This is a genomic window from Streptomyces sp. NBC_01622 (assembly GCF_045209635.1).
Lineage (GTDB): Bacteria > Actinomycetota > Actinomycetes > Streptomycetales > Streptomycetaceae > Streptomyces.
In genome coordinates, this window is sequence record NZ_CP109293.1 from 7658483 (window position 1) to 7671941 (window position 13459).

10 protein-coding genes and 3 tRNA genes are annotated in these 13459 nt (G+C 68.8%); 7 read left to right on the top strand and 6 right to left on the bottom strand.

Features of this window, described 5'->3' with window-relative positions; all coding sequences use genetic code 11:
- Positions 1 to 107 precede the first annotated feature (107 nt).
- Together OH768_RS35420 and OH768_RS35425 are read right to left on the bottom strand one after the other, a co-directional pair.
- A complete protein-coding gene (locus OH768_RS35420; RefSeq protein WP_406460012.1) occupies positions 108 to 1565 on the bottom strand; it encodes an FGGY-family carbohydrate kinase in 1458 nt (485 codons plus the stop codon).
- Positions 1566 to 1616: 51 nt separating this feature from the next.
- Positions 1617 to 1922 (bottom strand): YtxH domain-containing protein, encoded by a 306-nt coding sequence (locus OH768_RS35425; protein ID WP_406460013.1) that lies wholly within the window; start codon positions 1920 to 1922, stop codon positions 1617 to 1619.
- A 167-nt stretch (positions 1923 to 2089) separates the two neighbouring features.
- Here OH768_RS35425 and OH768_RS35430 point away from each other — a divergent pair.
- The 3 genes from OH768_RS35430 to OH768_RS35440 all read left to right on the top strand — a co-directional run bounded on the left by OH768_RS35430 (position 2090) and on the right by OH768_RS35440 (position 2482).
- Positions 2090 to 2162: transfer RNA gene (locus OH768_RS35430), tRNA-Asn, on the top strand.
- A gap of 6 nt (positions 2163 to 2168) precedes the next feature.
- A tRNA-Asn gene (locus OH768_RS35435) sits at positions 2169 to 2244 on the top strand.
- Positions 2245 to 2408: 164 nt separating this feature from the next.
- Positions 2409 to 2482: transfer RNA gene (locus OH768_RS35440), tRNA-Ile, on the top strand.
- 443 nt (positions 2483 to 2925) lie between these two features.
- Here the strand turns inward: OH768_RS35440 and OH768_RS35445 are convergent.
- The 3 genes from OH768_RS35445 to OH768_RS35455 all read right to left on the bottom strand — a co-directional run bounded on the left by OH768_RS35445 (position 2926) and on the right by OH768_RS35455 (position 7510).
- Positions 2926 to 3414: a transposase gene (locus tag OH768_RS35445; RefSeq protein ID WP_406465578.1), complete on the bottom strand. Its 489-nt coding sequence runs from the start codon at positions 3412 to 3414 to the stop codon at positions 2926 to 2928.
- Entirely contained in the window at positions 3315 to 4493 is a 1179-nt protein-coding gene (locus tag OH768_RS35450) for a transposase (RefSeq protein WP_406460014.1), read from the bottom strand. The genes OH768_RS35445 and OH768_RS35450 overlap by 100 nt, the downstream gene beginning before the upstream one ends.
- A gap of 194 nt (positions 4494 to 4687) precedes the next feature.
- A complete protein-coding gene (locus OH768_RS35455) occupies positions 4688 to 7510 on the bottom strand; it encodes an AAA family ATPase (protein WP_406460015.1) in 2823 nt (940 codons plus the stop codon).
- 198 nt (positions 7511 to 7708) lie between these two features.
- Here OH768_RS35455 and OH768_RS35460 point away from each other — a divergent pair, with 198 nt between their 5' ends.
- From OH768_RS35460 to OH768_RS35470, 3 genes are all read left to right on the top strand, one after another.
- Positions 7709 to 8983 carry a hypothetical protein gene (locus OH768_RS35460; RefSeq protein WP_406460016.1) on the top strand — a complete coding sequence of 425 codons (1275 nt, stop codon included), beginning with the start codon at positions 7709 to 7711 and terminating at the stop codon, positions 8981 to 8983.
- A gap of 84 nt (positions 8984 to 9067) precedes the next feature.
- Positions 9068 to 9910 (top strand): hypothetical protein, encoded by an 843-nt coding sequence (locus OH768_RS35465; protein WP_406460017.1) that lies wholly within the window; start codon positions 9068 to 9070, stop codon positions 9908 to 9910.
- A gap of 192 nt (positions 9911 to 10102) precedes the next feature.
- On the top strand, positions 10103 to 11287 hold the full coding sequence (locus OH768_RS35470; protein WP_406460018.1) for a DEAD/DEAH box helicase: 1185 nt from the start codon (positions 10103 to 10105) through the stop codon (positions 11285 to 11287).
- 32 nt (positions 11288 to 11319) lie between these two features.
- Here the strand turns inward: OH768_RS35470 and OH768_RS35475 are convergent, their stop codons facing one another.
- The gene (locus OH768_RS35475; protein ID WP_406460019.1) at positions 11320 to 12024 is read right to left on the bottom strand and encodes a restriction endonuclease; all 705 of its coding nucleotides are present in this window, start codon (positions 12022 to 12024) and stop codon (positions 11320 to 11322) included.
- Between the two features lie 554 nt (positions 12025 to 12578).
- Here OH768_RS35475 and OH768_RS35480 point away from each other — a divergent pair.
- Positions 12579 to 13454, top strand: a complete 876-nt coding sequence (locus OH768_RS35480; RefSeq protein ID WP_406460020.1) for a hypothetical protein — start codon at positions 12579 to 12581, stop codon at positions 13452 to 13454.
- Positions 13455 to 13459: the final 5 nt, after the last annotated feature.

Consider the following 13459-nt stretch of genomic DNA (forward strand, 5'->3'; position numbering starts at 1 on the left):
CCTCGCCCCCATCGTCCGACACTCCACCCGCGTTACCTCAACTGATTAAGCCAAGAGCCGTGCCACATGCACCCTTATGAACCCTTAAGAGCGCAACGCGTGAACTCCTACGACCGGAACGCCCCCGGATGGGTCTGTTCCCGTACGGACACGTACTGCTGGCGCACCGCCTGTCCTACGGCCAGTTCGTCACCCGGCTCCAGCACCTGCGCGACCGGACCCTGCCACGGCGGCGGGGTGCGCGGATCGAGGGTGCCCTGGGAGACACCGAGCGCCCACGCGGCCTGCCGGGCGGCACCGATCGCCGCGTAGTCGGCGGGCTGCGGTACGACGACCTGTGTCCCGAAGAGCGCGGGCGCCGCGGCCTGCACGGCGGGCAGTTCGGCGGCCGGCCCGAGCAGGAAGAGCCGCCGTACCGCCACGCCCCGCCCGCGCAGCACGTCCAGCGCGTCCGCGAGCCCGCACAGCATGCCCTCGAACGCGGCCCGCGCCAGATGCTCCGCCTTCATCGACTCCCGCCGCAGCCCGGCCAGCGTCCCCGCGGTGTGCGGCAGATTCGGCGTCCGCTCACCCTCCAGATACGGCAGGAACACCAGCCCGTGCGCACCCGGAGTCGACTTCATCGCCAGCTCGGACAGACTCTCCAGATCGGGCAGCCCGAGCAGCTCGGCGGCCCCGCGCAGGGTCCGTACGGCATTGAGCGTGGTGACGACCGGCAGATGCATCCCGGTCGCGTCGGCCAGCGAGGTGATCATCCCGCTCTGGTCGACGAGCGCCTCGTGATGTACGGCCATCACGGACCCGGAAGCGCCGAGCGACACCACGGCATCCCCGAACCCGATCCCGAGCCCGAAGGCCGCGGCCATGGTCTCGCCGGTCCCGGCGGAGATCAGCAGCCCCTCCGGAGTCGTACCGGCCGCGTCCGACGGGCCGATCACCTCGGGCAGCAGGGCCTGGTGACCGAGGGCCAGCTCGACGAGGTCGGGCCGGTAGCCGCCGCCGGCTGCGGACCAGTAGCCGGTCCCGGAAGCCCCGCCACGATCGGTGGTCCGTCTGACCGGCCGCCCGAGGAGCTGCCACACCAGCCAGTCGTGGGCCTGCAACAGGGCGGCCGTACGGCGGGCGTTGTCGGGCTCGGTCCGGTTCAGCCAGCGCAGCTTGGTGACCGGCTGCGCGGCCTGCGGGACACAGCCCACCGCCTGCGCCCACGCCTCGCGCCCGCCGAGCGCGTCGATCAGATCGGCGGCGGCGACCTGCGCCCGCTTGTCACCGCCGACCATCGCGGGCCGCACGGTGTTGCCCTGCGCGTCCAGCGGCACCAGCGCGTTCTGCTGCGCGGACACACCGATGGCCTGCACACCTTCGAGCAGCCCCCCACCGGCCGCCTCGCCCAGCGACAGCAGCCAGGCCTGTGGATCGACATCGGAGGGCCGCCCGCCGCCCTCGGTCTCGGTTTCGACCGGATGCGGCGCGTATCCCTGCCTGAGCACGGACCCCGTGTCCGTGTCACAGACGACGATACGAGTGAAATCGGGCGAACTGTCCAACCCGGCGACTATCCCCATGGCGGAAATTCTGCCGTACGGCGGGAGGTGACCGTGCCGGGTCGGGGCTCCCTAGGTGTTGCTGGTGCCCCAGTCGTCCTCGCCCGTGCCGTTCGCGTTGCGCTCACGCAGGGACCGTACGCGCTGGGCGACCGAGTCGGGGACCCGATCGCCCACCTTGTCGCCGACCGCGTGGTACGCCTTGCCCGCGAACTGGCGGCCCTGCTGCGCCGCCGACTCGGCGGTGTTGCGGACGGTCGGGTTCTGCGCGACCTGGCGTGCCGACTTCTTCAACTGCTCGTAGCGTTCGCGTCCGGCCCGCGTGCCCAGCACGTAACCCAGAGCCAGTCCGACGACGAACGTGAGCTTGTAGCGCATGACGGCCACCCTTCCCTTGCGTAGTCCCTCGCGGGTCTCCGGCGCGGCATCGGTGCCGGGGGAACCGATTGGCGGAGCACCCCCCTGCTTGCGCTAATGTATGTGTCGCAGCGAGCGCACGCCCCCTGGCGAATACCCGGGTAGGTACGATCGATGCAACGAGGCATTCCCCTGTAGCTCAATTGGCAGAGCAGCCGGCTGTTAACCGGCAGGTTACTGGTTCGAGTCCAGTCGGGGGAGCTTCGATCTTCCGTAGCTCAATTGGCAGAGCAGCCGGCTGTTAACCGGCAGGTTACTGGTTCGAGTCCAGTCGGGAGAGCCAGTGGACGAGGACCCCGTTGGGGTCCTTTTTCATGTCCCCCGGAACCGCTCGGGGCAGGCCGCAGTCCTCATGGTCGTGCGAAGTCGACCATCCGAAGCAGGAGATCGTATGAGCGGCTATGCTGCGGCAGACGGCGCGCACAAATGTGCGCGACGCGCCGTAATGGGGCGGTAGCTCAGCCGGTTAGAGCAGCGGACTCATAATCCGTCGGCCGTGGGTTCGAGTCCCACCCGCCCCACTGTGCAGGCTTCTGACCTGCGGAAACGTTCTTTTTTTGGGTGCCGGATCGTCAACTTTGCCTGGGCGGACTGAATCCGCTGCTCGTGGGTTTGATGCCACGTTGGTCTGCGTCGGCTGATGCCCCTCTGACCTGCATGGACGTGCAATCGCTGAGACGGGTTCTGCTCGGCTCTGCTGCGACAGGGCATTAATTGAGGCCCTCCTGAGGCCGGAGGTACCCGCGAAGTGCCCGGATGCGTTGTCCGACGAGTTGTCTGTGGGCGGCTCAGGGCGCTTCGTGTCGTGACCCTCTGGGGTTGTAGCTCTGCGAGGAGTGCGTTTGGCTAGGTCCTAAGGAGCCAAGGAAACGGCCCCAACAGAAAACGGCCCCTGAGGGTTACTGGACCTGACTCTGTCGGGGATCTTGGATGGTCGGGCTCAGCTGCCGAGGGTTCGCCAGGACTATGACCGGGGGATCTCGTTCTGGTCCAGGAAGGCGGTCGGCGGTCTTGGCGAAGAGTGTTCCTCGGTCGCTGACCGGCTGCTGAGTCGTCCGATGTTCACGGCGATGGCCGTGAGTACGTGTTGCAGGTGGGCTTTCGGCTGTCCTCGGTAGCGGCAGCGGCGCATGGCGTGTCCGTGGGTGAACTCGTTGATGGTGCTCTCGACTCCGGAGCGGACCGCGTAGCGGGTCTTCCAGTCGGGTGTCTGCTGCTCGGCGCGGACGCGGAGTTGCAGGTCGCGGGGTTCTCGTGGGGGAAAGCCCACGGTCCGGGGGCTGTCGGCGGTGGTGGTGCAGCGGGTGCGGGCCGGACAGGGGCGGCACTGGTTCTTGGTGAACCGGGCCACGATCAGTGGGGCGGCGCTGGGTGAGGACGTCGGGTAGGGGCCGTGCCAGCCCGCGCTGACCTGGCCCTGGGGACAGGTGACTTGTCGTCGGTCGAAGTCGATGTGGAAGTCGTCGCGGTCGAATCCTTCGTTCTTGCGGTGCTGGCGGGTGGGATTGCCCGGCAGCGGCCCGCCGACGGTGATCTGGTGTTCGCGGGAGGCTCGTTCCAGGTGGACCAGAGAGGTGTGCCGCCGTCGACCAGGTGCTCGGCAGGCAGCAGTCCGCGACGCGCCAGGCGGGTGTGGATACAGGGCAGAGCCTGCCCGTCGTTGGTGGCGGCCGACGTGGTGGCCACGTCCGTGATTACGTTGGCGCTGTCGGAGACACACGTCTCGGTGAAATGCGTGGCGAACCCCTTCCAGCGGATGATGTGCTCGTGACGGACGTAGCGCGCCGTGGTGTCGTAGGGGGAGACGATCGCCAAGACGGAGGGCGGCAGCCCGCCGTCGTCGGTGCGCCAGTGCAGGCGGCCTGCCGAATCGCGGTAGTAGTTCTGCACGACGATCTGCCGCAGGGTCTCGGCCTGCGGGCCCGGCCGGTAATCCGGTCCGTGCCGGCGGAGGCGTTCCAGCAGTCGGCAGGCGTCGTCGCTGGCGGCGAGGATCCTGGACTTGGGCCGGGTGGGGTTCTTGCCCAGACGGACCGGACGGCCGTAGCGGCGCCCCCAGTCCTCATCAACCAGGCCGGTCAACAGGTGCGAAGCGGTGCGGGCCACTTCTTCCCGTACGGCGCGGACGGCCTCGGTGACTAGCTCCAGCCGGGTCAGGTCACGCACCGCGGCCAGGACATGGGTGGAGTCGGTGCGCTGCGTGATGTGTTCACGCACGAGACCGGCCTCCTTGAGACGGGCCAGCGCGAGGTCGAGGAGGTGGTCGGCGCGGTCGCCCTCGGCGAGACGGTCGCGGAAGTCGGCCAGCACACTGTGATGGAATCCGGGATCGTCCAGCTCCATGGCCATCGCGTACTTAAAGGCGATGCGGCAGCGCACCGCCTCCGCTGCCTGACGGTCCGACAGACCGAGCAGGAACTGCAGCACACAGACAGTCGCCAGCTGGGCGGGCGACAGACCCGGACGACCGTCACGCGGGTACCAGTCGCCGAAGTCCTCGTCGCACCACAGCCCGTCGAGGCGGTCTCTCACTCACATCGCCGTGGTACCGCCCGGGTTGCTCGCCCGCGCGATCCGCGCAGTCTGAGACGGGACTTGCTCACCGGAACGGGGACGGAGCGACAACGGACACCTCGACAGCTGCATCGGCCTGCGGAACAGCCCGAGCATGCCCGCTGATCAAGTCGGCGCACTGGGAAACTCCAAGATCCCCGACAGAGTCAAGCTCAGGCGACAGGTCGCTGTGGTGAGGTTGCGAGGGCGGCGGGGAGTTCGGTGCGGGATGTCAGGCCGAGCTTTTGGTAGACGTGGCCGAGGTGGTATTCGACGGTTTTGCGGCTGATGAATAGGCGGGCGGCCACCTCTCGGTTGCCGGCGCCGGATGCGGCCAGTACGGCCACTTGCAGTTCCTGCGGGGTGAGCAGGTCGGCCTGCGTACGGGATCGCTGCGGTAATCGGGCGCCGGTTGCGGCCAGTTCGGCGTGGGCGATCCGGGTCCATGCCTCGGCGCCCAGGGCGCTGAAGGTCTGCCAGGAGGCCGTCAGGTGTCGGCGGGCGAGCGCGCGGTTCTTGCGGCGGCGCAGCCGCTGTCCGAAGCACAGTTGCGTACGGGCCGCTTCAAAGGGGCGGCAGCTGTCCGCGTGAGCCGCCAGGGCCTGCTCGAAGCAGAGGTCGAAGCTGTCTGCGGAGGTGGCCAGTCCACGTGCCCGGGCCGCCAATGCGACGGTGATCGGCCGCCGGGTCTCGTCGGCCTGCTCCTGCAGGATGCCGGCGAGCCGGCCGGCGTCGGCGTACCGCCCCTGGCGGGCGTAGGCCTCGGCCAGTTCCGCGGCCCAGGCGAAGTGCGCGGCCTCGCGGAAGCCCGTCGCGACTGCCAGCGCCTCGGCGCGCTCGAGGCTGTCGATCGCCTGGTTCATCTGGCCGAGGCTCAGCCGCAGCAGGCCGAGGCTGCCGTGGACCAGGAGCTCCATGACGGCTGCGCCGGCGCTCTTCGCCTGTCCGAGGGTGAGGTCGGCGTATCGGTGGCACTCGGCGACCTGACCGCGACTGGCGCAGATGGCCGTCAGCAGCTGCCGGTTGTTGGCGACTTCGGTGAGCAGGCCCGCATCGGTGGCGAGCTGTTCCGCTTGCAGGGCACCCGCGTACGCCTTGTCCCACTCACCCGTCCGGAAGTCGATCAGGGCCTGCTCACCGACCGGCCAGACCATCAGCGCGGCCGAGCCCTGTTCGGCGGCGAATTCCGCAACGACCTGGTGCAGGCGGGCAGCCTCCTCGAAGCGATCCATGATCGTGAATCCGTACGCGACGTCGCTCAGCAGCGGCAGCATCGCCGGCGGCGTAGCACCACCGGCCCACAGGTCGGCGAATCCCTCATCGAGCTTCTGCTCCCCGCCGCCCCGGCCGAGCATCGTCTCCACGATGGCGGCGGCGCAGCGGCAATAGCCCGCCATCGGATCGTGGGAGCCGCTGACCAGGGCGACCGCGGTGTGGGTGATCTCCAGGGCCTCCTCGCCCAGTCCGGCGAAGACAGCCGCGGCGAAGGCACTGGCGAGGAGGCGCAAGGCCTGCTCAGGGTGGGTGGGCAGCAGCCGGTGTGCTTCGGCGGAGGTGCGCTCGTACGCCAGGCGTGGCTGGCCGCCGCGAGTGTCGATCCGGCCCAGCAGACTGACCGCCTCGCCGCGGGCGACATCGTCTGCCGGGCCCGTCGCAGCAAGCAGGTCCAGCAGCCGGCGGGCGCGGTCGGTCTGGCCACCGGTGAAGGCCGTGTTCGCGGCTGCCAGCAGCCGCCGGCCGCGATTGCGTGCGGAGACGCTGAGCTGTGCGGAACGCTCGTAGGCAGCCGCGGCAGAGCCGTAACCGGCCACGCCGGCCGCTCTGACCGCGCACCCCTCGAGCGCCTCGGCCACCGATTCGTCGGGGCCGTACACGGCGGCGGCCAGATGCCAGGCGCGCTGCTCATCGGCCGCGGCGCCGCCCGTCTCGGCTGCCGCCTCGGCGATCAGCCGGTGTGCGTGGCGACGGCGGCTGGCCGGGACTCGCTGGACGACGGCGGAGCCCACCAGCGGATGGCGGAAGGAGATGCCGACGGGTGTCAGCACGACGAGGCCCGCGTCCTCGGCGGCGCCGAACGCGTCCGGCGTCACCCCGACCGAGCGGAGTACGTCGTAGCGCACCGTCGCGTCGGCGTCGGGCAGCAGGGCCAGCATCAGCAACGCCCACTGGGAGGCCTGCGACAGGCGATCCACCCGCTCGCCATAGGCATTCTCCAGGACCGAGCCGATCGGAGGCGGCTCGACGCCCGGCCCCGAGTCCACCTGCGCCCGAGCGGCCAGAAGGCCGGGCATGTCGATCAGCGCCAGCGGATTTCCTCCGGTCAGCCTGATCACTCGATCCGTCTCGGCGCCTCGGAGGGAGATCTCGCGTGATGCCATCAACTCCCGGGCGGAGACATCGTCCAAGCCGGTGAGCGGCATCCGCGGCAGATCCGGAAGGGGCTCGTCCGGGTCCTCGCGCGACGCCAGCAGCAGGCCGACCCGGTCGCGTTCCAGGCGCCGGGCGGCGAATGCGACTGCCTTCACCGATGGGGCGTCCATGAGATGTACATCATCGAGAATCAGGAACACCGGGTCGTCCTCGGCCGCGGTGGTCAGGACATCGAGGAGGGCCGCCCCGACGGCCAAGTCGTCGACCGGTGCGGGGGTGTCCCTATCGGTCAGCGCGAGTGCCGCTTGCAGCGCCGTCCGCCGCATGCCGGAAAGGTGCGCCCGGTCGAGGTCGAGCGGGCCGAGTACGGCGCTGAGCCCCGCGAAGGGGATACGGGCCTCGTCGCGGGTCCCGGACACCGGCAGGACCCGGCCATGTGGCGTGGCGTGTGCGGCGGCGTAGGCCAGGAGTGCGGTCTTGCCGATGCCCGCCTCGCCGGTGAGTAGCAGCACGTCGCTGGTGCCGGCCACGACCGTGTCGACGAGCCGTCCGATCCGCTCGCGTTCGGCTGCCCGGCCCACCAAGCTGCCGTGCGGGATGGAGGGCGCAGTGCTGTGCTCTGGCATGGCACCGCCACCGATCATGTCGGTCGCACACTTCATGTGAAGTCCGCACTTTAGCGCGTTCTGGATGAAATTGAGTGTGATATCTATGATCTGTCGGCCTCGCGACTAGGGAGGCTCCCTGATTCGGTGCGCGGTCAGATCCGGTCCTATCGGGAGAGACCCACAGGGTCTCTGTGGGTGACCGAAAGGACCGGTCCTGTGCCCGAGTATCGAGCAACGATCAACGGCTTCTGGTGTCGCAACGAACCGTGGGACGACCCCGTCTTCAACGCGGACGGCTACGGCAGCGAGTTCCTTCTCGATGTCAACACCAAGACCGCCCGCCCCGATGGCAGCATCCGGCTGAACCTGGACGGCGAGAGCGAGCTCATGGGCGACACCCGGAACCTGCCTAACCGGATACAGGCCGGGTCGGGAACCCTCCAAGGCGGCATCGTCACCGGCGACAAGTTCCCACCGGTCGCCAAGCCGTGGCAGCGTAACGGAGGCCTCGATGCCGGCCGGTACCCGCCGTACACCATCTGGACAGGAGATCTACAACCCGGAGGGGAGATGGTGATACTCACCGTCACCTGCTGGGAGTACGACCCGTCTCCCGGGTTCTTGAACGGGTGGCTGGACTGGCAGGTGAAGACCGACAAGGAGTACGGGCAGCGGGCCAAGGAGATCTTCGGCGGCATCTGGCCCGTCTCCAAGCCGATCTTCGACGCCGTCTCGCTCGGCATTCAGACCGCCGGGACGCTGGTCGGCCTCTGGTCTCCGCTGGGATCGCCGGGGCTCCGCCCGATCGGCATGCAGCGCAACCCGGCCGACCCTGACGGCTTCCTCTTCAACCCCAGGTCCATCGCGTTGAACACCGAGACCGCCGACTACCTGGTCGCCAACGACGTACAGGGCCTCGGCCCCGGAATCGTGGAACTGCTCTATCGGGACGATCCTTACCTGCGTGGCGTCGTCTCCGTCTTCGTCCAGATCGAGCGGCTCGGCGGCGGCGAGCTGCCGGTGCAGTCCGACTGGCGCTGGTGCGACGAGTGCCAGGGCCTGTACTTCGGCGGCGGCTGGGCCACTTCGCGCTGCCCCGCCGGGGACACCCACCGGCCGGCCGCCGAGAGCCACAGCGGCGATTACTCGCTGCCCATGGACGCACCCGCGGCCGCCGACCGGCAGAGCGACTGGCGCTGGTGCGACCGCTGCCAGGGCATGTTCTTCGGGCCGGGCGTGGTCAACTCGCACTGTCCTGCCGGGGGCGCCCACACGGATCCGGGCCAGAGCGGCAGCTCGGACTACAGCCCGTACCACAACGCCGCGCAGGATCCCGGCCGGCAGTCCGATTGGCGCTGGTGCGACAAGTGCCAGGGCATGTTCTTCGGTCCGGGAGCCCCGAATTCACGGTGCCCGGCCGGCGACACACACCGCCTGCCGGAGCTGAGCCGCAGCGGCGACTACAGCCTTCCGCACCAGCCTGCTGCCTGACCTGACCGGGGACGGCGCGCCCGCCGGGTGCGCCGTCCGCCTCCGTTCGCCCGATTCCCGTCTTCCGCGAGGAGAGGCACCGAAGTGGATCCCACCCTCATGGCTGGCCTCAAGGCCGTCAGCCTGCTCAAGTCCGTCTACGACGCAGCGCGCCTGCAAGATCAACTGGCGACCATCGAGTTCACGATCAGGCAGCTCGGCGAGCAAATCGACGGGGTGCTCGCTATCGACGTCAATGCCGCGTTCCGCCACCTGACAGTCGCAAGCGAGGCGACCGGCGGGGGAGTTCGGCAAGCAGAGCTGATGCTCGCTCGTGGCAGCTTCGAGAGGATGACGCTACGGCCCGCCAAAGATGCGACCTTGTCACGCTCCTTGGGCATGACCGACAGAGAGGTCGCCGCGATCGGCCACGCCGGCAATTACAGCTACTTCCTGCTGAACGACGAGCCGCGGCTCGCCTTGCGGGAGGCGTACCGATGCACCGTGCGCTTCCCCGCGCTGGGTGTGCAGCTCTTCCCCGTCGAGATGTTTTCGAAGGACTATCGGGAGGCCGGGAGGTCCATGTCGGCCCGCGCAGCCCGTCGGTCCCGAGCCCAAGTGGCCCATGAGGATGCGGTCATCGAGCACAAGTCCAAGCGGGCCGGGTACTACCGGGAGATGGCCTGGAAGATACCGCTGGCCGGGGCGGTCTTCGTGGGCGGCCTCGCCGCGGGGGTCTTCGCGCCGCCGCTGGCGGCCCAAGCCGGCGTCCGCGCGGCCGGCATCCTGGCCGGGACCGGCGACCACGCAATCACCGATGTCCCCGACAGCCGGCCGAAACTGAACCTGGGGACCGACGCTGATGATCCCGCCGAAGAGGTTGAACTCATGCGGCAGGCCCGCTCCGAAAGCGACGCACATCTGATGGAGCTCACGATGCAGCCGTGAAGCCGCGACAGTTTACGAACCCGGCCGTCAGCGCCGGGTGGGAGACTGCCCGGCCGGCTGGGCGCGGTCGGTCATGTCCGTGGCGTCCGTACGAACGCATGGAAGTGACGCTGCACCACATCCTGGTGCGCGTGGCCTCCGCTACCCAGCCACGCCGACCACGCAGCACAGCGCCGAGCCACCAGAACGGTTTTGCCGTCTTCGCTGCGTCGGAACCAGGTCAGCTCCGCGCCTGCCGCCCTCTTCGACCTGGTCGTCATCGACGAGGCCAGCCAGTGCGCCATCCCGCACGTACTGCCGCTGCTCTTCCGCGCCCGGCGTGCCCTGGTTATCGGCGACGCCATGCAGCTACCGCACATTGCGAAGATCGGCCCGGAATGCGAGGCTCTGATCCGACGCAAGGCAGGACTGCGCTCCGACTGGCTGGAGAAGCACCGCCTCGCCTACCGGCGCCACTCCGCCTTCCACGCCGCCGAACGATCCGCCGGCGGCACCCTGCTCCTCGACGAGCACTTCCGCTGCCATCCAGACATCGCGGCCGTCTCCAACGAGCTCTTCTACGACGGCGGACTCACGATCCTCACGGACACCCGCGACCGACCGTCCCTGCCCTGGCCCCCACTCATCTGGTCGCATGTCGCAGGGCAAGCCACGCGTCCGCGCCACGGCGGCTCCTGGGTCAACGGCGAAGAGATCCGAAAGGTCGTCAGCTCCGTCCGCTACCTGCTGGAGCAGCTACCGACCGAGGCCACGATCGGCGTGGTCACCCCCTTCAAACCCCAAGCCGAGGAACTGCGCAACCAGTTGAACGGATTCGGCGAGGACCGGGTGCGCGTCGGCACGGTGCACACCTTCCAGGGCGGCGAGCGCGACGTCATGGTGTTCTCCCTCGTCGCGGGCGAGGGCATGCATCCGGGCGCGATCAGCTGGGTCAGCGGTCAGCTCAACCTCTGGAACGTCGCCATCACGCGGGCGCGCACCCACCTCATCATGGTGGGAGACAAGGACCTCTGGCGCCGTCAAGGCGGTGTCGCCGCCGCACTTCAGGACGCCGTCGAACACGCTCCCCTCACCCGTGAAAACAACCGGGACGAACTGCTGAGGCGCCTCTACCAGGTCCTGTCTGCACCTGCCGGAACGACCGTCACACTCGGCGAGTGTGTCAACGGGCACCCGGCCGACGCGCTCGTAAGGACCTCCGACAGCCCTGCTCCAAGCGCCGTGCTGCTCGACCCGGGACCCGACGACGACAACGACGACGCGGCACGCCACCTGCGACTGATGCTGCATCGCCGAAAACTTCTGGACGGTGGCGAGCAGGGAGGCACGGCTATGCGCTACCCGGCTTGGAGGCTGTACGACGTCAACGACGGCTGATCACGAGGCCGCTTGAGACTTTGCCCTGTCGGTCACTTGCCGTAGGCCTGCTTCCAGCGCGCCCGGTGGCGGGAATCTCCCCGTCCGTGGCCGTTCACGCCGCTCAACGACAAGAGGGAAGCACCGTTGTTCCACAATCCGAGGTGATCCCGGTGTACGGCGAGGATTCCGTGCTCCACCGCGAACTTCTCCGAGGGACGACTGAAGCGCGTGGTCGTCACGAACACGGCCACATCTGCCCGGAAGTGCACCTTGGCGCCCAGCAGATCGCGCAACTCCCGACTCGCGATGGTGCTGCTCGGTGCGTACCGCTTGCACTGGACCACCATGGTCCGGCCGTCCGGCAGACGCCCCAGGACGTCGGCACCGTTGTCGTGCGAACCACCCACCCGCCGGACCTCCGAGCACCCGTCGCGGCGGCACAAGCTCGCGACCAGTTCCTCGAACTCCGTGCCGGTCATGGCATCCACCTCGGCGAGGGTCCGGCGGCCGGCCTTCACCTCCTCGTCCTGACGCCAACGATGGTCCCGTGCACGCACCATCCGGTCCGTGCGCCACAGCCACCAGCTCATTGCTCCGATGCCGCCGAGAATCAGGGCCGCCGCGACATACGGCCACACGGCCGACCAGAACGTCACCAGGAGGACCAGCAGCACACCGCCGCCGATCCCGGCCGACTTCAGCCGCGCCCTGCGCCGCCTGCGAGCAACCGATCCCCGTCCACGCCGAGCAGCCATCCTCGCCTCCCCTGCCGTCCCTGATGGGCAGTCTGGGGAGTTCAGGGCCGTGTGAGAAGAGCGCCAGTCAGCCATGGCCTGATCGGCTCACTGCACCGGAAGTGCGCTGCCTGTATGACCTGGCCCATGGTGTCCATGGTCGCACTCCAGCGTGTCCCACTGGCGGCAGTACCCGCGCCCTCGTGCTGGCGACCGAACACGGAGTGAGCCCCCACCGCGGGCGCTTGGGCCTCCGGGCTCGGCAGCGCGGGCCAAACCCTCTGCCCTAGCTCCATGGCTGCGGCTGTTGGGTCCAACGGAGTCCTATTAGGGGGTGTCGTTCGGATCAGATCGGCTGCGAGAGGCGGAGCTCGTGGCAGGGGCGAGTGCGTCCGCTCCCGTCTCTGGTCATAGCTGCCAGTGCGACAAGGGGTGGCGCTGCCCGAAGAACGTCGGGCACTGAAGTCTCCGGGTGCACGCCGGAGCGCGCTGTCTCGGGCTGGCATGCGCCCTGCCACCTGGTGACCCCGCGGAGTACTCTCGGCCGATCGTCGCTTCTCGCGCAGGGGGAACGGGTGGGCGCAAAAGTGGTGGTCGTCCATGGCGTTGGCCAGGAGTACGCAGGGAGCAACAGCCTCCAAGCCGGAGTCGCCGCGGCCGTGAGGGACGGGCTGTGCCATGCCAGAGGTCCGGACGTCGATCCGTCGGAGGTGGCGGTCGCCTTCTACGGGAATGTATTCCGCTTCACCCCCGGTGAGGGAACTAAGGGCGGCCAAGACGCCTATACCTTCCGTGACATCTCCAGCGGGCCGGAGGCCGAAATGCTCACGGCCCTATGGGATGGCACACGAGCGGACGGTGCCTGGTCGCTCACCGCCGGACCGGCCAACAGCAAGGCGGCCACGCCTAGGACCGTGCAGCAGGCGCTGAACGCGCTGAGCCGCTCGCCGTTCCTTGCCAGAGCCGGCCAACGCTTCCTCATCGGTGTGCTCAAGCAGGTGACGCGCTACCTGACCGAGGAAGAGACGCGCCGTCGGGTACAGGCCGAGATCGCCGCAGTCATCGGGCCACAGACCAGGGTGGTGGTGGGGCACTCCCTGGGTTCGGTGGTGGCCTACGAGGCGTTGTGCGTCCGTCGCCCCGACTGGTCTGTGCGCACCCTGGTCACCATCGGGTCTCCTCTCGGGATTCCACAGGTCGTTTTCGATCGTCTGAACCCCATGCCGGTGAACGGCCGAGGGCAGTGGCCGGGCGGGGTGTCCCGCTGGACGAATCTCTGCGACGAGCGCGATGTGGTCGCCCTCGTGAAACGTCTCGAGCCCCTGTTCGGCGACGGTTCGTCCCGGATCCGGGACGTTTTGATCCACAACGGTTGGCAGGCCCATGCGATCCAGCACCACCTGACGGCCAAGGAAACCGGAAAGGCGATCGCCGACGGACTGAGCGGCTGAGGAGG